Raw genomic sequence first — 19975 nt, 5'->3', positions numbered from 1 at the left:
TTGGAGGTATGTACCATGTCAGGACATAGTAAATGGAACAATATTCAAGGACGAAAAAATGCTCAAGATGCGAAAAGAGGAAAAATCTTTCAAAAGATGTCACGAGAAATTTACATGGCGGCCAAGGCCGGGGGTCCTGACCCTAGTACGAATCCTGCACTGCGACTAATGATCGATAAGGCTAAATCAGCTAACATGCCGAATGACAATGTGGATCGAGCAATCAAAAAGGCGACCTCGGCGGGTGAAAGTGAACACTATGATGAAATTACTTATGAAGGTTATGGGCCTGGCGGTGTGGCCATCTTAGTTCATACGCTAACTGATAATCGTAATCGAACAGCGACAAATGTTCGGGTGGCTTTTTCGCGTAATGGTGGAAATCTTGGAGAGACAGGATCAGTCAATTACATGTTTGACCGTAAAGGCTATATCGCGATCGAACGAGAAGGATTATCTGTAGATGAGGATACGATGTTTGAGAAGGTGCTAGAAGCTGGTGCGGAGGATATGGAAATTCTACCAGAGGTTTTTGAGATTTATACCGCTGCAGACGACTTTGTCAGTGTGAGAGATCAGTTGGAAGCAGATGGATTTAAATTAGCACAAGCGGGGTTAACGATGATACCTCAAACGACTGTTAGTCTCGATAAAGATCAGCAAGAGAAACTTGATCATTTGGTTGATAAATTAGAGGATGACGATGACGTCTCAGAAGTATTTACTTCAGCAGAATAAATAAAAAAACCAGCGAAAATTTCGCTGGTTTTTAATTTGTTAAAAAACTAATACTGGTGTACCGACTTCAACCATTTCAAAGAGTCTTGACATGACGTCTGGAGGTGTATTCACACATCCGTGAGAACCACGAGTCTTCCAAAGTTCGCCGCCATAAGCAGGCTGCCAATCAGAATCGTGAAGTCCAACGCCAGTCCAATCAATCGGCATCCAGTATTTAACTGGGCTCGCATAGTCACTGCCGTCATCATTTTTTCCTTTTAAGGTTTTGTTGGTTTCTTTAGACCAAACATAATCAACACCGGCTGGAGTTGGTGAACTTGGTTTTCCGCTGACGATGTCTGTTTCTAAAGCAACTTTACCATCTTTGTAATACCACATATGTTGGTTTTGTAAATCCACTTCAATATAAGTTTTATCAATTAAAGGTTTGTCAGCAGTTGTCGCACCAGTAACAATTGGTGAACGAGTGAAGTCTTTGCCTTCCAAAATTTGTTTGGTTAGTGCTTCGACCTCTGCTGATGTGTTGATCGTCCAACTATAAGTACCGGCTGGAACAGAAACTTTTCCGCGGCGAGTACTGTTAAAATCAGTAGGTTTTGAGCTGGTATTGTATTTCTCGCCCAGACCAGAAACATAAGCACTTACTTTTTCCTGATCAAGAGACATCGTACCATTGTCATCGACTAACCAATCATTGATGTCAGATGAAGGGATCTGAAAGTTTTCTCCATCAATACTGTAATTCGCTTTGATTTTTACTACAGCATTCATCTTTTCCATCGTCTTTTTCAAATCAGCATCATTTTTGGTGATAGTTGGTTTAGCAAGATAATTATCAAAGTTAATTGACTGTTTGCCTGTTTTTGCAGCTTCTTGAAAAGCCTTCACAGCAGCATCAACATCGATCGTGTTCCCCTGTTTTTCAGGAGTGATCTCAAAACCATCATTTGTACGAGAAACTTTAGCGTTTTCTGTAGCTGTTCTAGTTGTGTTTGCTTGAGTAATCTCTGCTCGTACTGCTTCGCCAACGGCATTTAGTTTGCTTTCATCCAAGGTGTTTCCATCAACGTCTTTTGTGTCCGCTGCAGAAACCAATTGCATGCCCCAGCTAAATGGGTTCTGTTTTTTCTGCATTGCTTTTAAACCAGCTTGATAATCATTTTGCCAGCCTAAATCTTTGCGATTGATCTCTTTCCAATTTTTATCATCGATCTTAATTAGGAAAGGTGAATCTGTCAGTTCACGGGTAATTTTTCGATTTGCTTCGCTCACTGTCAAATTATCGATCTTCACGCCATTAACCACCGTGTTTGGTAGGAACCTTTGAGCGTAATATGTACTGCGGAAGGCGTATCCGCCAATTAAAACTACCAATAAACCTAAGACAACGATCACACCGATTCGCGTTCGGCCACGAGAATTTCTTCTTTCATTTCTTGTCATCGAAATAACTCCTCATTGCTTTTCTGTATTTGGTTTCATTAATTATCGAAGTGTATCTATTAAAAAGTAGTCGATTATTCAAAATGATATACCGAATATAAATATACCATAGAATGGCTGAAATACGAGTGATATGTTTTGAAATGTTAGTAAATATTAAAAAAACCGCAAAGAATAAAAATATTCTTTGCGGTTAAGAAAAAGTCTATTTTCCTTCAGCTTCAAGATCAGCAAAAGCTTTATCCATAACTTCTTTAAGTTCTTTAGCGGAAGCATCCATACGATCTTTTTCAGCATCGCTCAATGGAATTTCGATAATATTTTGAATTCCTTTTGCATTGATGACAGCTGGTGCACCGATATAAATATCGCTTTGTCCATATTGTCCTTCTAAATAAACAGACAATGGGAATACAGCACTTTCGTCATTAAGGATTGCGCGTGTGATACGAGCTAAGGCAACAGCGATACCGTAGAATGTCGCACCTTTTTTCTCGATAATCTCGTATGCAGCATCACGTACACCGAAGAATAAGTTAACTAGAGCTTCTTCATCAACTTCTGGGTTATCTTTTACCCATTCATAAATTTGTAAGCCGGCAACGTTAGCGTGTGACCAAACTGGGAATTCTGAGTCACCATGTTCGCCTAAGATATAAGCATGGACGTTACGAGCGTCAACGTCTACTAATTCAGCGATTGCTTGACGGAAACGAGCTGTATCCAATGAAGTACCAGAACCGATTACACGTTCTTTAGGGAATCCAGAGAATTTCCAAGTAGAGTAAGTCAAGATATCTACAGGGTTAGCGGCTACTAAAAAGATTCCGTCAAAACCAGAAGCTACTACTTGTTCTACAATACTCTTGTTGATGCGTAAGTTTTTACCAACAAGGTCTAAACGAGTCTCACCTGGTTTTTGTGGAGCGCCGGCTGTGATGACAACAAGGTCAGCATCATGACAATCTTCATAAGAGGCAGAATAGATTTTCTTAGGTGATGTAAAAGCTAATGCGTGTGATAAGTCGATTGCATCTCCTTGTGTACGGTTGGTATCGATATCGATAATACCGATTTCTTGAGCGATATTTTGATTGACTAGAGCGAAGGCATAACTTGAACCTACTGCGCCGTCTCCGATTAACATTACTTTTTGATGGGTTTTACTAGCTGCTTTTGCAGTCATGTGTACCAATCCCTTCTTCTATTTGTTTTTCCAGTGGAATGATACCATTAATTAATGAAACTTGTCACGTAGTTTACTCATTAATAATACAGTTATTTTTGCTGTTTCAGAAGAAAACGCTTCATGTGTGAACAGCTCAAGAGGCTGGTACTATAAACTTTTTTCAAAAATAACAGAAACTTAAGAGAGACTTAAAGCACTGAAAACGGTCACTACAGGTTAGTTTGTGTTATACTGTATAAAGAAAATTTTGGACTGGGTAGTCATTTGACTATCCAGCATTTTGTCATGCAGATGAACGTGGAATAAACTTCAATACAAGAAGAACTTTTATATAGAAAAACGAGGCGGTAATACAATGAAAATGATCGTAGGTCTTGGGAATCCAGGAAAAAAATATGAAAACACAAAGCACAATGCGGGTTTTATGGTTGTGGATCTTTTAGCGAAGGAACATGGAGCGATTTTTAAGAAAAATACTCTTGAAGCAGAAGTAGCGGATTATTTTGTCAAAGGTGAGAAAATACTATTAGTGAAGCCGATGACTTTTATGAATGAATCAGGGCGAGCTGTAGGTCCGTTGATGACGTACTTTGGTATTGATTTGGAAGAATTAGTCATAGTCGCTGATGACCTGGATATGGAGCTGGGAAAACTGCGTCTAAGACAAAAAGGCAGTGCCGGTGGTCATAATGGATTAAAAAGTATTATCTCTCATATTGGAACGCAGGAATTTGATCGGATAAAAATCGGCATCGGACGACCAAATGGAAAAACGGTCGTAAACCATGTTTTGAGTACCTTTGGTAAAGATGAAGCCGCGACTATTGCAAACAGTGTTGCGCGGGCTGCGGATGCAGTGGACGATTTTATTGAAGGAAATGATTTTTTGCAAACAATGAATCGATTTAACTAAAGTGCCGAATGACTTTTTTTTAAAATTTGTTCTACAATGAACGGAAAATGTAACGAACATCTTAGAACAAACCAGTTTTGTGAGTATGGATTAAGGAGTAAAAAGATGAATTTGATTGAATTTGTAAATCAATTGCCGCTAGTAAAGGAGTGGCAGGCTAAATTAGATGAAAAAGCGAAACGTCAATTGTTGATCGGACTTTCTGGTTCAGCAAAAGCATTAGTGATGGCGGCGACGCATCAGGCAAGTCAAAAACAGACCGTAATCGTCGTACCTAATCTTTATTACAGCAACCAGTTAGCCGATGAACTGCGACAGATCGTAGAAGATGTCCATTTGTTTCCAGTGGATGAAGTACTTTCAGCAGAAATGGCATTTGCTTCACCAGAAGCGCGGGCAGAGCGCGTATCAACGCTGCAAGCATTGTCTCAAGGAAGATCTGGAATTTACGTTGTGCCGACTGCAGCGTTACGAAAATACTTGCCGACGACGGAGACTTGGACAGCCAATCAATTACATTGGGAAATCGGCAGTGAAGTTGATTTAGAGAACTTAGCGCAACGTTTAGTTTTGATGGGGTATGAACGACAAACGATGGTTGGCAAACCGGGTGAATTCAGTATGAGAGGAAGCATTGTCGATATTTACCCGTTGACGACAGAATACCCGGTCCGGGTTGAACTTTTTGATGTGGAAGTAGATTCACTACGTTATTTCGAACCGGAAACGCAACGCTCGGTAGAAAATCTGAATGACGTTTGGATTACACCAACCACAGATTTAGTTTTTTCTGAAGAAGATTTGAAACAAGGGGCAGTAAAAGTAAATCAGCTTTTACAAAATCGTTTGGCGGTCACAAAAGAGAAAGAGGACTATAATTTCTTAAATGACTATTTTGGCCAATTAATTGCTTCTTGGGAAGATGGAATTCCAACAGAGCAAGCAAAATATTATACTGACTTATTATATGAAAAAAAAGTTTCATTATTGGACTACTTTACTAATGATAGCCTGTTGTTTGTCGATGATTATCCGCGCATGATGGAGACACATCGTGAGATGGAGCGGGAAGAAGCAGAATGGCATACACAAAAAATTGAAGAAATGCGTGTCTTTTCTGAACAGACTTTTGGTATGAATGCTCAAGACCTAATTAAAAAGTCCAAACTAGCTACCAGCTTTTTTTCGTTATTCCAAAAAGGGATGGGAAATCTGCGCTTCGAGGCGATTCATAATTTTCAATACCGTTCGATGCAGCAGTTTTTCGGACAAATGCCTTTGCTTAAAACGGAAGTTGATCGTTGGCAAAAACAAGAACAAACTGTTTTATTCCTTGTATCCGATCAGGAAAGACAAGAAAAACTGACACAGGAATTTCAGGATGCTGAGATTGCAGCAGTTCAAACAACACCGGATGATTTATTAGTTGGGCAGACACAGATTGTTTTGGGGAATTTGACGAATGGTTTTGAGCTGCCTCAAGATAAATTGGTCATAGTAACCGAACGAGAGATTTTCCAAAAGGTTACAAAAAAGCGTGCTCGACGTCAAACCATCTCTAATGCGGAACGCTTAAAGAGCTATAATGAGTTAAAAACAGGCGATTATGTTGTTCACGCGAATCACGGGATCGGGAAATATATTGGCATGGAGACGATTGAGATTGATGGTGTCCATCAAGATTATATGTCCATCTTGTATCAAAAAGACGATAAATTATTCATTCCAGTAACACAGTTAAATTTGATCCAAAAATATGTTTCTTCCGAAGCCAAACCACCGAAAATCAATAAACTTGGCGGAAGCGAATGGACCAAAACCAAGAGCAAAGTTTCAAAAAGAATTGAAGACATTGCCGACGATTTAATCGAGCTGTATGCCAAGCGTGAAGCTGAACGCGGGTATGCTTTTGGTCCCGACGACGAATATCAAAAAGAATTTGAAGATGCTTTTCCATATACCGAAACGGATGATCAGCTGCGGAGTACGGCTGAGATCAAGCATGATATGGAAAAGACTCGCCCGATGGACCGCTTGTTGGTAGGAGATGTCGGTTTCGGTAAAACCGAAGTAGCTTTACGGGCAGCATTCAAAGCAATCAAAGAAAATAAACAAGTTGCTTTTCTTGTGCCAACGACGATTTTGGCTCAACAGCATTTTGATACGATGACGGAACGTTTTGAAAACTTTCCGGTCAATGTCGCGATGTTGAGCCGTTTCCGTACGAAGAAACAGCAGAACGAAACGATTGAAAAAATTCGTACTGGACAGGTCGATATTGTAGTTGGAACTCATCGACTCTTGTCGCAAGATTTGCAGTTTGCTGATTTAGGCTTATTAGTTATTGATGAAGAACAACGATTTGGTGTAAAACACAAAGAGCGCTTGAAGCAATTACGCTCGCAAGTAGATGTATTGACCTTAACAGCAACACCGATTCCTCGGACGCTGCATATGTCAATGTTGGGTGTGCGTGATTTATCTGTGATCGAAACTCCGCCGGAAAATCGTTATCCGATTCAAACCTATGTGATGGAGACGAATCCAGGCGCAATCCGGGAAGCTATCGAACGAGAAATGGCACGTGGCGGTCAAGCCTTCTATCTTTATAATCGAGTAGAGACGATTGAACGAAAAGTTGAAGAATTGCAGATGCTAGTACCTGATGCCAAAATTGGATTTGCTCATGGCCAAATGACAGAAGTTCAGTTAGAAAATACCTTAATGGATTTTATTGATGGTCAATACGATATTTTAGTTACTACTACAATTATTGAAACGGGAGTGGATATTCCTAATGTCAATACATTGTTTGTTGAAAATGCGGACTATATGGGATTATCGACGTTATACCAATTGCGTGGACGTGTAGGTCGAAGCAATCGAATCGCCTATGCTTACTTCATGTACGAGCCGCAAAAAATTCTAAATGAGGTCAGTGAAAAACGACTACAAGCTATTAAGGACTTCACAGAATTAGGATCTGGTTTCAAGATCGCGATGCGAGATTTGTCAATCCGCGGTGCGGGAAATCTTTTAGGTGCCCAACAGCATGGATTTATTGATGCGGTCGGATTTGATATGTATTCTCAAATGCTATCTGAAGCAGTTGACCGTAAGCAAGGAAAAAATACGCAAGTCGAGCGAACTTCAGTAGAGATCAATTTAGGAATTGACGCGTATATTCCGGGAACCTACATTGAGGACGAACGACAAAAAATTGAAATCTATAAGCGGATTCGTGAGTTAGAAAGTACGGAGATGCTGGATGAAGTAGAGGCCGATTTAGTCGATCGTTTTGGAGACTATCCTGACGAAGTGGCCAACTTGCTGAATGTCGGACAAATCAAAATGGATGGCGATCGTGCCTTAGTTGAAAGTATCGTGAAACGTCAGCAGCAAATTGTGTTGACGTTAAGTAAGGTCGGTACTAAAGCCTATAAAGTTGAACAGCTTTTTGAAGCCTTGAGTGCAACGAAGATGAAAGCAACCTTAGGTGTCGAAAAGGATAAAATGGTCATCAAACTAACTATTGGGAAAACAATGGACGAGGCAGTCTGGTTACGAGAAATTAGCTTGTTTGTACGTGCATTGCGAAAACAAAAATACAAAGAATAGGTGGTGGAGGCGCTGGCGAATAAAGAAATGCGAGTCATGATGCAAGGTGCCTTCGTCTTGACTGCGGCATCATTTGTCGCAAAATTATTGAGCGCGGTTTATCGTGTCCCTTATCAAAATTTTGCCGGTGATGAAGGCTTCTATGTGTATCAACAAGTTTATCCGATTTACGGTATCGCTATGACGTTGGCTTTGTCAGGCCTACCCCAATTTATTTCAAAATATGTAGCAGAGCAGCAAGAACCTCGTGATCAACGCCAGGCACTGGATGAATTATTTCCACTGATCAGTGGTTTTGGACTGATTTTATGGGCATTGTGTTTCTTCTCTGCACAACCGATGGCAAACTGGATGGGTGACGGCAACCTCGCTCCCTTAATTCGGATTGTTTCGTTTACGTTTGTAATAATGCCGTTTCTATCAATTACACGAGGGGAGTTTCAAGGAAAGCTGTTGATGGTTCCAACTGCTGTATCGCAAGTTGTTGAGCAAATAATTCGCGTCGGAGTGATTGTTATTGCCGCCTGGTCATTCAGACAATTTGGCTGGGATGTTTATCACACAGGGACAGTAGCGATGTCAGGTGCCTTGGTTGGCGGAATTGCGGCAGTCCTTGTCTTGTGGTACTATCGCCGAAAAGTTTTAGGAACTAGCCTTACATTAAAAGTGCCCACACTCGGAGAAAATCCGCTAGCTTTGGGAAAACGTTTGGCGCTTGAAGGCGGATTGATGACGATTTATAGCGGATTGTTGATTTTATTTCAATTGATTGATTCTTTTACCGTTAAAAAAGCGTTAGTTGATTTTGGCTTGAATGAACATGGAGCAAAGTTGGCTAAGGGAATTTATGATCGGGGACAGCCGCTGGTTCAGTTGGGCCTAGTAGTGGCATTGGCATTGAGTTCTAGTTTTTTACCGGTATTGACACGCCATTTAATCAATCGTGATCGTGGGATGTTTGTTAAAACAAGTCAAATATTTTTACGATTAACTTGTGGAATCGCTGCGGCAGCTTCGCTTGGCTTGGCTCTGTTACTGCCTTATGTAAATTATGCGTTGTTCAAGGATTATAAAGGAAGCGGGACACTTGTCTTGTTCGTTTTTGCGATTTTTTTGATGGCGATGGTGCAGGCGTATCAAAGTATTGCCCAAAGTCAAAATAAATATCGCAGTTCCTTGCAAGCTGCTGGTGTCGGTTTATTTTTAAAAGTAGTGATTACTGGCGGAATGACAAAACAATTTGGAACAATTGGTGCTAGTCTCTCAACACTGTTAGGATTAGCGGCGGCTTTATTTATCTTGCATTTCGCCTGTGATCAAGAAACGCGAAGTTATGGCAGTCAACGTAATTTTATGGGAAAACTTTTTATTTGCTTAATTGGTATGGTAGTAGCCCTCTTATGTTATTATGGCGGTATCAGTATTATTTTTGGAATGGTTCAAAAAAGAAGTATTGCATTGCTAGCAGCCATTTTTGGTGTGTTGATTGGTGGAAGTGTTTTTATAATCTTAGCCATTCAATTACGGTTATTAACAATTCGCGAATGGCTGATGTTGCCATTTGGTAGTAAATTATTGAGAGTAAATTGGAAAAGGAGATAATTCATGCGATTAGATAAATTTTTAAAAATTTCACGGATCATAAAACGTCGGCCGGTAGCAAAAGAAGTTGCGGATAAAGGTCGGATTCAAGTCAATGGAAAATTAGCAAAATCTTCATCTGATGTAAAAGTCGGAGATGAGTTGAGAATCCAATTTGGAAACAAAGTCCTAGAGGTCGCGGTGGAGGAGCTGCATGAGTCGACTAAAAAAGATGACGCAGCGAAAATGTATCGGATTATTAGTGAGACTCGAGTGGAAAATAACGGGAATTAAAGATAATTCAAATAGACAATTATATCCTGAATTGATATAATAGTAAAGAATTTCATGGTAAGGAGCGAGCTGGAATGAATGAGAACGAGACGCAAAAAGTTGCTTCATTAGATACACCATATGCCAAAGAGCAATATCGTAAATTTCAAAAGCAACATCGACAATTAATCTTTAAACGTCGTCGTTTAGCAGCGCTTCTTGCAATCGCAGCATTTGCTGCTATTGTCATGGGAGTTCAAATCTTCAATGAACAACGTCATTTAAGTGAATTAAAAGAAATCAAAGTCAAAACGGTTGCTGAGTCTGCGAAAGTAGATGATCAGGTGGATGGCTTGAGGCAAGACGTGAAATTGTTGAAAGATGATAATTATGTGGCGAAGTTGGCCCGTAGTCGTTTCTATTATTCAAAAGATGGAGAATTGGTTTTTGTTTTACCAGATTCAGCAAATACGCCTAGTAAAGACAAACAGTCTGCTGACGAAGTTGTAAAGTCCGAAACTGCCAAATAGTTTAAACGCAGTTTTAAAATAAATTGGAAAAAAAATAGGAGGAACATTTTTTTTATGTCAATCGAAGTAGGAGCTAAGCTGCAAGGAAAAGTATCAGGGATCACCAATTTTGGTGCTTTCATCGACTTGGGAGAAGGTAAAACAGGCTTAGTCCATATCAGTGAAATATCTAATGGTTTTGTCAAAGACATTCATGATGTATTGACTGTCGGCGATGAAGTAACGGTGAAAGTGACTTCTGTTGGAGACGACGGTAAAGTTGGCCTTTCGATCCGTAAGGCACAAGATCAACCACAACCAGAAAAGAAACCTTTCAAACGTGAGTTCCGTGACAATAATCGTCCGAAACCAACTGGTAAAGGCAAGCCCCAAAGTGGCGGCAAAGAAGACTTCGATTCATTGATGAGTTCCTTTTTAAAGGATAGTGATGATCGCTTGTCATCGATCAAACGCAATACCGAAGGAAAACGCGGAGGCCGTGGCGGTCGCCGTAGTTAAAATAGAGAGGCTGAAATTCTTTTAGGATTTCAGCTTTTTTTATAGGTGAAGGAGAGTAACATGGAACAGGCTTTTTTTCGTGAAAACCCTGAATTAGTGACGAGCAAGAAAATATTATTGGCAGTTTCGACTGGAGTCGACTCGATGGTTCTTTTACATTTGTTAGAGCAATTGGGAGCGACTATCGGTGTAGCTCATGTGAACCATCAGTTACGTGCGGAGTCAAAAGCTGAAGCGGCTTTTTTACGAGACTATTGTGAAGAACGTAAATTGCCTTTTTATCTGAAGGTATGGGAACAACCCGTGAAAAAAAATATTGAAGCGGAAGCTAGAAAAGTTCGTTACAATTTTTTTGATACGATCATGTCAGAAGAAAAGTACGATTTACTGTTGACGGCCCATCATGGCGATGATCAATTAGAGACGCTCTTGATGCGTCTGACTCGTGGTGGTTCTTTTGCGGGGCATAGCGGAATTGCCCGTCTGCAAAAATTTAGTACAGGGATTCTATTACGCCCATTGCTTCCTTTTTCGAAAGAAAAAATTTATAGCTATGCAGAAAAGAAGCGCTTGACCTATTTCGAAGATGCTACGAATAGTTCGCAGGAGTATTTTCGCAATCGCATTCGGCAAAATGTCGTTCCGGAGCTAAAAAAAGAGAATTCACAGGTTTTGGAGCATGCCCAACAATTTCATCAACAATTGATTTGGGCGAATCAATTGATAGATCAGTCACTAAAAGAAAATTTAAGAAATATCGAATTTGACGGTCGACGCTGGTCTTTTTCTCATGAAATTTTACCTGCAGAAACTGGTGCTCGTTATTATTTTCTTTCTGCGTTCTTTCAACAAACAGCGGAGCAGACAACGTTTATAATCTCTCAGCGGCAACTTTTTGCACTACTAGACCAAATTCAACATTCTGGTAGTCAATGGATTATGGATCTCGGAGATAACTGGCAATTTGCACGACGTTACCAACAATTTGTTTTAGAGAAGAAGGCAAAAGTCGATAAAGGTGTCTTTCGTTTGTCGGAAAATGAGCGATGTTCATTATCTGATGGTACGACGATTGCTTTGAAAAAAAGCGATCTAACTTTGGAAAATGAGGTGTACCAAGTTCCGTTGCCCTTAGAGGTAAAGTTGCCTTTAACGATTCGACGTCGGCAGTCAGGCGATCGGATACGTTTGACTGAGACGTTAACTAAACGGGTTAGCCGTTATTTTATTGACAAAAAAGTTTCTGCTGAGAAACGTGAGCAAGCGTGGATTGTAGAAGATTCCACAGGAGAAATCTTAGCGCTCTTACCTTTTGTTAATTCCTATTTGAGTATTACAACTGAAACTGATAGAATACACTACATACTTGACTACAGGCTTCAAGTATCGAAATGAAAGGAGTTTCTACATGCTAGCAAAAGATATTGAAAAAGTATTGATTACTAGAGAAGATATTCAAAAACGTTGCGTCGAATTAGGTGCACAATTAACTGCAGATTATACGGATAAAAATCCTTTAGTAGTTGGTATTTTAAAAGGGGCCGTACCATTTATGGCTGATATTGTTCGTGAGATCGATACACATTTGGAATTAGATTTTATGGATGTTTCAAGTTACGGAAATCAAACTGTTTCTTCTGGTGAGGTAAAAATTATCAAGGACTTGGACACGAATGTTGAAGGGCGAGATCTATTGATTGTAGAAGATATCATTGATAGTGGTCGGACTCTGGGCTATTTAGTTGATTTATTTAAATACCGTAAAGCCAAATCAGTGAAAATCGTCACATTGTTGGACAAACCTGAAGGCCGTGTGGTAGATATTCATGCGGATTATGTCGGCTTTGACGTACCTAATGAGTTCGTGGTCGGTTATGGACTTGACTATGCAGAAGCGTATCGAAACCTGCCATATGTAGGTGTATTGAAGCCAAAAATTTATCAATCAAATTAGTGACTGAAAAAATCACAGTGTGATATACTTAAAAGGTCAAAATTGATAAAACTTTTTTAACAAGCTAATAAGCTAACAAGTGCGAGGAGGACGCAGATGAACAAAAACAATAAGGGAGTAAAAAATGCTCTCTATTATATTCTCGTCATCTTGGCTATGGTTATGGTTGTTTATTTCCTTTTTGGGGATAACAAATCAGCTTCGCCAGATATCGAGTATTCGACCTTTACTGAACAGATGCAAGAAGGCAAAATTAAGAACCTCAAGATCCAACCTGCCGGTGGTGTTTACAAAATTACTGGTGAGTATAAGGAGAAACAAGAGGTTGCTAATTCTGGCGGCTTGAGTATCATCGGTTCAACAGATTCAAAAACAACTCATTTTTCAACAATTGTTTTGCCAAATGATTCAACGTTAAGTCAAGTAAATGACTTAGCTAAAGAAAACAAAATCAAGACAGAAATTGAAGAAGAATCCAGCAGCGGCATGTGGGTGACATTACTAGTCAGCTTCCTGCCAATCTTGATTATGATTTTCTTCTTCTACATGATGATCGGCCAACAAGGCGGCGGTGGCGGCGGTAATGGCCGTGTCATGAACTTTGGGAAATCTAAAGCCAAAGAAGCCGATAAAAAGGCTAATCGTGTACGTTTCTCTGATGTAGCTGGGGCAGAAGAAGAGAAACAAGAATTGGTTGAAGTTGTGGAATTCCTAAAAGATCCGCGTCGTTTCGTGGAATTAGGCGCCCGTATTCCAGCAGGTGTTCTATTAGAGGGACCTCCCGGAACTGGTAAAACTTTACTAGCTAAAGCGGTGGCCGGCGAAGCCGGTGTACCATTCTACTCAATTTCAGGTTCAGATTTCGTGGAAATGTTCGTTGGGGTCGGAGCATCTCGTGTCCGTGACTTATTCGAAACAGCCAAGAAAAATGCACCAGCGATTATCTTCATCGATGAAATCGATGCAGTTGGTCGTCAACGTGGCGCTGGTATGGGCGGAGGTCACGATGAACGTGAACAAACCTTGAACCAATTGCTTGTTGAAATGGATGGGTTTGATGGCAACGAAGGCGTAATCGTCATTGCTGCAACAAACCGTTCTGATGTGTTAGATCCAGCGTTATTGCGTCCAGGTCGTTTTGACCGTCAAATTTTGGTTGGTCGTCCAGACGTTAAAGGTCGTGAAGCGATCTTACGTGTACATTCTAGAAATAAACCGTTGGCAGACGATGTTGATTTGAAAGTCGTTGCTCAACAAACACCAGGCTTTGCTGGTGCTGATTTAGAAAATGTTTTGAATGAAGCAGCTCTAGTAGCAGCTCGTCGTAACAAGAAAAAAATCGATGCCTCTGATGTGGACGAAGCAGAAGACCGGGTTATTGCGGGACCTGCTAAGAAAGACCGCGTCATCAGCAAACGCGAACGTGAAATGGTGGCGTATCACGAAGCCGGTCATACTATCATTGGGATGGTCTTGAATCGTGCGCGTGTCGTTCACAAAGTAACGATTATTCCTCGTGGACGTGCTGGCGGGTACATGATCGCATTGCCAAAAGAGGATCAAATGTTGATGTCCAAGGATGATATGTTTGAACAAATCGTAGGGCTTCTAGGTGGTCGTACCGCTGAAGAAATCGTCTTTAATGCACAAACAACTGGTGCATCAAACGACTTTGAGCAAGCAACATCATTGGCGCGCAGCATGGTGACTGAATATGGAATGAGTGACAAATTAGGTCCAGTTCAATACGAAGGAAACCATCAAGTTTTTGTTGGTCGTGATTACGGTCAGACTAAAGCATATTCAGAACAAGTGGCGTTTGAAATTGATGAAGAAGTTCGCAGTATCTTGATGCAAGCACACGAAAAAGCGCGTGAAATCATTGAGACTCACCGAGCTCAGCACAAATTGATTGCTGAAAAATTATTGGAATTCGAAACATTGGATGCTAAAGCAATCAAGTCATTGTTTGAAACAGGTGAAATGCCTGAAGGTAAGGGTAGCCTTTATCCAAGTGAAAAAACTCAAGCACAAACATTTGAAGAAGCGAAACGAGCTTTGGAAGAAAAAGATGCTGAGAAACAAGCGGAAGATAAAGCGCCTGAACATAAAGAATCAGACGATAAGATTGAACCAGATGACACAAACGATAATCAAGAATAAAAATAAACGGCATGTCTTCGGGCATGTCGTTTATTTTTATTAGCACAATTCATAGTGATATAAAAGGCATATATTTTAGGAAGCTATAAGGAGAATTGAAAATGAAAGGGAAAATTATTGTCTGTACTTTTGAAGATTTATCAGAACTGAAAAGAATTAGTATCGAAACTTTTTCTGATACCTTTGCAAGTGAGAATGAACCGGCCGATTTGCAACAGTATCTATCAGAAGCGTATGGCTATGACAAATTGAAGAAGGAGATGGCAACTTCTGATACGCGTTTTTACTTTATTTATTTAGCTGACGAAGTGGCAGGTTACTTGAAACTGAATACAGGAGATGCGCAAACGGAGATGTTGGATAAAGATGGACTGGAAGTCGAGCGGATTTATATTCGTGATGAGTTCAAACGACAAGGCTTAGGAAAGCAGCTGTTGAATTATGCCTTTGACCTGGCTTACAAAGAAAAGCGTACGAGTATTTGGCTAGGTGTCTGGGAAGAAAACAAAAATGCGTTACATTTCTATCAAGAATTTGGATTTAAGAAGGTTGGTACACACGATTTTGTTTTAGGAGCCGATAGACAAACCGACCTAATTATGATGAAGGAGCTCCTTTGAGTTGGCAAAATAATTAAGCAAGGGTAGAATGACAGCAAAGAGGTGGCATTATGAAGCAGAGTGAAAAGGCCGAACAAATGATGGATCAAATTAGTCGGGCATATGGAAATGAAGAAGTAAAAACACGCCCTGAGGTCCAACAGTTTTTGTTGGAAAATGCAAAGTTATTAGAAAAAACAGAAGAGTACGGACTAGTTGCAACTAAAATTTGTAAGGCCATCGCACTATATGCTTTGTCGCATCAGCATGATTTCCCTAGTGCATTGGGGGAATTACACAATCAACTCAAGGCTGAAGCAACAAGATATGATGCTACGGCAATGGCCGCACTTTTATTACCACTATGGTTTTAACGAGCAGATGAATGATTATCTGCTCTTTTTTTCGCTCTGCATGAAAAGGATTATTAAACTTTTTTATCAAGCACATACAGAGAAGTTGAAAAATGTTGGAACACCTAGTATGATGCAATCACGAGTAAAATAGGAATAAGGAGCAGATAGATGAGTGATTATTTAGTAAAAGCATTAGCCTATGAAGGCTTTGTTCGAGCATATGCAGTCAATGCGACAGAAACGGTCGCAGAGGCGCAACGACGTCATGATACATGGAATACATCTTCCGCGGCTTTAGGTCGGACGATGATCGGTGCCTTGATGTTAGGCGCAACCTTAAAAGGTGAAGATAAAATGACTGTGAAAATAGAAGGAAATGGACCTGCTGGAGCCATCGTAGTCGATAGCAACGGAAAGGGCGAGGTAAAAGGATATATCAAAAATCCGCATATTAGTCTGCCGTTAAATGAGATTGGGAAAATTGATGTGCGAGGCGCAGTTGGAACGGAAGGAATGTTCACTGTTATTAAGGACCTAGGTCTAAAAGAACCATTCTCGGGGCAAACACCAATTGTTTCTGGCGAAATAGGTGAGGACTTTACCTATTACTTAGCTGTTTCGGAACAGATTCCATCAGCAGTTGGAGTGTCCGTGCTAGTTGATACAGATGATTCAATTAAAACTGCTGGCGGTTTTATGATCCAAATTATGCCGGGAGCAAGTGACGAAATCATTGATCAGATCGAAGCACGCTTGAAGGAAACGGCCCGTATTTCGACTTTATTAGATGAAGGGCAAACACCAGAAGAAATCCTTCAAAATCTACTAGCGACGGATGATGTTGTATTTTTAGAAAAGATGCCTGTTCAATTTAAATGCGATTGTTCTAAAGAAAAATTTGCTTCAGCAATCATTACACTGGGGGTAGAACAAATTCAAGAATTGATTGATCAAGATCACGGCGCGGAAGCAGTTTGTGCGTTTTGCAATAATAAATATGAATACAGTGAAGCAGATCTGAATGAATTGAAGCAAGAAATTTTGGGGGAATAATCGTGAAACCACTAAATGGCGCATGGAAAATTGGAAATGTAGAAGTGCCGAATCGGATCGTAGTGGCACCGATGGCGGGTATCACGAACGCCGCTTTTCGTGTAACGGTAAAAGAGTTCGGGGCTGGATTAGTTGTATGTGAAATGATCAGTGATCAAGGAATTCATTTTAGAAATAAAAAAACTTTAGAAATGCTGTATATCGATGAACGCGAACATCCTTTAAGTGTCCAGATCTTTGGCGGAAACAAAGACTCATTAGTCGAAGCCGCACAATTTGTTCAAGAAAATACGGAAGCAGATATTATTGACATTAATATGGGCTGTCCAGTAAATAAAGTTATCAAAGCTGAGGCTGGGGCAAAATGGCTGTTAGATCCTAACAAGGTCTACGAAATGGTAGAGGCTGTTTCGTCCGCTGTAGATATTCCCGTGACAGTTAAAATGAGGATCGGTTGGGATGAGCAACATATTTTTGCGGTAGAAAATGCTCTGGCTGCCCAAAGTGCAGGAGCCTCAGCAATCGCGATGCATGGTCGAACAAGGGTACAAATGTATGAAGGACAAGCAAATTGGGATGTTTTAAAACAAGTTGCGGATCAATTGACGATTCCTTTTATGGGGAATGGCGATGTCCGCACGCCGCAAGATGCAAAACGGATGATTGAAGAAGTTGGTGTGGACGCAGTAATGATAGGACGTGCTGCTTTAGGCAATCCTTGGATGATTCATCAAACTCAGCATTATTTAGAGACGGGTGAATTGATCGCTGAACCAAGCGCTAGAGAAAAAATCGAAACAGCAAAACTTCATTTAGAGCGGCTGATCAATCTAAAGGGAGAAAAAATTGCTTGTCGCGAATTCCGTCAGCATGCGAGTTATTACTTGAAGGGAATTCCTCGCTCGGCGAAGGTTAAGCTTACTATTAACCAGACTGAAGAAAAACAAGTGATCCTAGATTTATTGGACGGACTTGTAGAAAAGACCGAAGCAAGAGAAAAAATTAGCTGATCTTCAAGCCGAATGAGGAATTCGGCTTGATTTTTTGCTTATTCATTGGCATTATAAGTAAGAGTAATTACATACTGAGGAGGAACATTCGTGACTGAGGAACAAACAAATTTGACAGAAATGAACGACCAAATGCGTGTCCGCCGCGAAAAAATGGAAAACCTTCGTGAAGAAGGCATTGATCCATTTGGTGCACGGTTTGAACGTACAGCAAATTCAAAAGAATTACACGAAACATATGACGCAAATACTAAAGAAGAACTACACGAGAAACAATTGACTGCAAGTGTAGCTGGCCGAATGATGACTAAACGCGGAAAAGGTAAAGTTGGTTTCGCTCATTTACAAGATCGTGAAGGACAGATTCAAATCTACGTTCGTAAAGATGAAGTTGGCGAAGAGCCCTATGCTATTTTCAAAAAAGGCGATTTAGGAGATTTCTTTGGTGTTACGGGAGAAATCATGAAGACAGATACTGGCGAGGTGTCGATCAAAGCGAAAGAAATCACTTTGCTATCTAAGGCGTTACGTCCACTACCTGAAAAATATCATGGGTTGACGAATGTTGAGCAACGCTACCGTCAACGTTACTTGGATTTGATTAGTAACCGTGAAAGCTTTGAACGTTTTACTAAACGCAGCCAAATTATCAGCCAAATCCGTCGCTACTTGGATGGATTAGGCTATATTGAAGTAGAGACACCTGTGTTGCATAATGAAGCTGGTGGAGCAACTGCACGCCCATTTATTACACATCACAATGCGTTAGATATAGACTTGTATTTACGTATCGCATTAGAATTGCACTTAAAACGTTTGATTGTCGGTGGCATGGAAAAAGTCTATGAAATCGGTCGTGTATTCCGAAATGAAGGAATTGATACAACTCACAATCCTGAGTTTACGATGATGGAAGTTTATACAGCCTATCAAGATTTTCTAGATGTAATGAATTTGACAGAAGGAATCATTCGCGATGCTGCACAAAATGTACTTGGGGAAACCACCCTATCTTATGAGGGACAAACCATTGATTTAGGTTCTGAATTCAAACGGATCCATATGGTAGATGCAATCAAAGAACAAACAGGTGTAGATTTCTGGCCTAAGATGACGATCGAAGAAGCTCGTTCATTAGCAAAAGAGCACAACGTAGAAATAAAAGATACTATGGAAATCGGACATATTATCAATGAATTCTTTGAAACGTTCGTTGAGGAAACTCTTGAACAACCAACGTTTGTCTATGGTCATCCTGTGGAGGTATCTCCGCTTGCGAAGAAAAATGCTGAAGATGGCCGTTTCACTGATCGATTTGAATTGTTTATAGTAGGACGTGAATTTGCGAATGCCTTTACCGAGTTAAATGATCCTATTGATCAAAGAGAACGTTTTGAAGCACAAGAAAAAGAGCGTGAACAAGGAAACGATGAAGCACATGGTGTGGATGAAGATTTCTTAGAAGCGCTAGAATATGGGATGCCACCAACCGGCGGATTAGGAATCGGAATTGATCGTCTAGTTATGTTGTTAACAGATGTTCAGTCAATTCGAGACGTCCTATTATTCCCAACGATGCGTTAAAGTAGATTTTTTCAAGACGTTCAGTCGTACTGGACGTCTTTTTTTATTGCAGTCAAATGAATTATTAGAAAATGGTGTTAGCCATCAAATCAAAAAAACGATTGAAATTATTGTGAAAAGGTAATTTTCAATCAGCTTTCATGTTATTTGCGAACATTTACACGACCATTAAAGAACATTGGTCAGTTATGAAAAAAAAACTAAAAAAACTCGCGATTTTTGATTGACCAAGCAAGATTATGTTGGTATATTATGTAATGTTCCAAAGCGAGTGAATGTCGCTTAAAAAAACTTCAAAATTGTTATTGACAGATGGCTGACTTTCAGTTATTCTATCAAAGTCGCATAAAGCGATGACGACAACTTCTTCGAAAAAAACTTCAAAAAAGTTGTTGACATTAAAACGGCAAACTGTTATGATTTAAAAGTTGCTGAAACAAAGCGACAAACAATGTAGACCTTTGAAAACT

At 40.1% G+C, this 19975-nt stretch carries 17 protein-coding genes; 15 read left to right on the top strand and 2 right to left on the bottom strand.

Annotated elements, in window-relative coordinates; all coding sequences use genetic code 11:
• The first annotated feature begins 15 nt into the window (after nt 1–15).
• Complete coding sequence (locus PGP85_RS10790) at nt 16–738, top strand: YebC/PmpR family DNA-binding transcriptional regulator (RefSeq protein WP_270327440.1); 723 nt, start codon at nt 16–18, stop codon at nt 736–738.
• 39 nt (nt 739–777) lie between these two features.
• On the opposite strand, the gene PGP85_RS10785 is transcribed toward PGP85_RS10790, so the two are convergent.
• Together PGP85_RS10785 and PGP85_RS10780 are read right to left on the bottom strand one after the other, a co-directional pair.
• The gene (locus tag PGP85_RS10785) at nt 778–2184 is read right to left on the bottom strand and encodes a L,D-transpeptidase family protein (protein ID WP_010741101.1); all 1407 of its coding nucleotides are present in this window, start codon (nt 2182–2184) and stop codon (nt 778–780) included.
• A 205-nt stretch (nt 2185–2389) separates the two neighbouring features.
• The gene (locus PGP85_RS10780; RefSeq protein ID WP_010741100.1) at nt 2390–3370 is read right to left on the bottom strand and encodes an L-lactate dehydrogenase; all 981 of its coding nucleotides are present in this window, start codon (nt 3368–3370) and stop codon (nt 2390–2392) included.
• A gap of 358 nt (nt 3371–3728) precedes the next feature.
• Between PGP85_RS10780 and pth the strand changes: the two genes are divergently transcribed.
• From pth to lysS, 14 genes are all read left to right on the top strand, one after another.
• Entirely contained in the window at nt 3729–4286 is a 558-nt protein-coding gene (pth, locus tag PGP85_RS10775) for an aminoacyl-tRNA hydrolase (protein ID WP_270327437.1), read from the top strand.
• 105 nt (nt 4287–4391) lie between these two features.
• A complete protein-coding gene (gene mfd / locus PGP85_RS10770) occupies nt 4392–7904 on the top strand; it encodes a transcription-repair coupling factor (protein ID WP_270327435.1) in 3513 nt (1170 codons plus the stop codon).
• 39 nt (nt 7905–7943) lie between these two features.
• Nucleotides 7944–9506 carry a putative polysaccharide biosynthesis protein gene (locus PGP85_RS10765; RefSeq protein WP_178983166.1) on the top strand — a complete coding sequence of 521 codons (1563 nt, stop codon included), beginning with the start codon at nt 7944–7946 and terminating at the stop codon, nt 9504–9506.
• 3 nt (nt 9507–9509) lie between these two features.
• Nucleotides 9510–9779 (top strand): RNA-binding S4 domain-containing protein, encoded by a 270-nt coding sequence (locus PGP85_RS10760; RefSeq protein ID WP_010741096.1) that lies wholly within the window; start codon nt 9510–9512, stop codon nt 9777–9779.
• Between the two features lie 74 nt (nt 9780–9853).
• Entirely contained in the window at nt 9854–10288 is a 435-nt protein-coding gene (locus tag PGP85_RS10755) for an FtsB family cell division protein (RefSeq protein ID WP_010741095.1), read from the top strand.
• Nucleotides 10289–10342: 54 nt separating this feature from the next.
• Nucleotides 10343–10786 carry a S1 domain-containing RNA-binding protein gene (locus PGP85_RS10750; RefSeq protein WP_010741094.1) on the top strand — a complete coding sequence of 148 codons (444 nt, stop codon included), beginning with the start codon at nt 10343–10345 and terminating at the stop codon, nt 10784–10786.
• A gap of 60 nt (nt 10787–10846) precedes the next feature.
• Nucleotides 10847–12181 carry a tRNA lysidine(34) synthetase TilS gene (tilS, locus tag PGP85_RS10745; protein ID WP_010741093.1) on the top strand — a complete coding sequence of 445 codons (1335 nt, stop codon included), beginning with the start codon at nt 10847–10849 and terminating at the stop codon, nt 12179–12181.
• Between the two features lie 13 nt (nt 12182–12194).
• On the top strand, nt 12195–12740 hold the full coding sequence (gene hpt, locus PGP85_RS10740; RefSeq protein ID WP_010741092.1) for a hypoxanthine phosphoribosyltransferase: 546 nt from the start codon (nt 12195–12197) through the stop codon (nt 12738–12740).
• A 96-nt stretch (nt 12741–12836) separates the two neighbouring features.
• A complete protein-coding gene (gene ftsH, locus PGP85_RS10735) occupies nt 12837–14903 on the top strand; it encodes an ATP-dependent zinc metalloprotease FtsH (protein WP_251867657.1) in 2067 nt (688 codons plus the stop codon).
• 101 nt (nt 14904–15004) lie between these two features.
• Nucleotides 15005–15523 (top strand): GNAT family N-acetyltransferase, encoded by a 519-nt coding sequence (locus tag PGP85_RS10730; RefSeq protein WP_270327433.1) that lies wholly within the window; start codon nt 15005–15007, stop codon nt 15521–15523.
• A gap of 50 nt (nt 15524–15573) precedes the next feature.
• On the top strand, nt 15574–15876 hold the full coding sequence (locus PGP85_RS10725; RefSeq protein ID WP_177184031.1) for a bacteriocin immunity protein: 303 nt from the start codon (nt 15574–15576) through the stop codon (nt 15874–15876).
• A gap of 150 nt (nt 15877–16026) precedes the next feature.
• Nucleotides 16027–16911, top strand: a complete 885-nt coding sequence (gene hslO / locus PGP85_RS10720; protein ID WP_010741088.1) for an Hsp33 family molecular chaperone HslO — start codon at nt 16027–16029, stop codon at nt 16909–16911.
• Between the two features lie 2 nt (nt 16912–16913).
• Nucleotides 16914–17921 carry a tRNA dihydrouridine synthase DusB gene (gene dusB / locus PGP85_RS10715; RefSeq protein WP_270327430.1) on the top strand — a complete coding sequence of 336 codons (1008 nt, stop codon included), beginning with the start codon at nt 16914–16916 and terminating at the stop codon, nt 17919–17921.
• A gap of 120 nt (nt 17922–18041) precedes the next feature.
• Nucleotides 18042–19505 (top strand): lysine--tRNA ligase, encoded by a 1464-nt coding sequence (lysS, locus tag PGP85_RS10710; protein WP_090405314.1) that lies wholly within the window; start codon nt 18042–18044, stop codon nt 19503–19505.
• The last annotated feature ends 470 nt before the right edge of the window (nt 19506–19975 follow it).

Origin of the sequence: Enterococcus malodoratus, from assembly GCF_027659535.1 — a bacterium.
Lineage (GTDB): Bacteria > Bacillota > Bacilli > Lactobacillales > Enterococcaceae > Enterococcus_A > Enterococcus_A malodoratus.
Note: the sequence above shows the minus strand (reverse complement) of the source record. Positions and strands in the feature narration are given on the sequence as shown.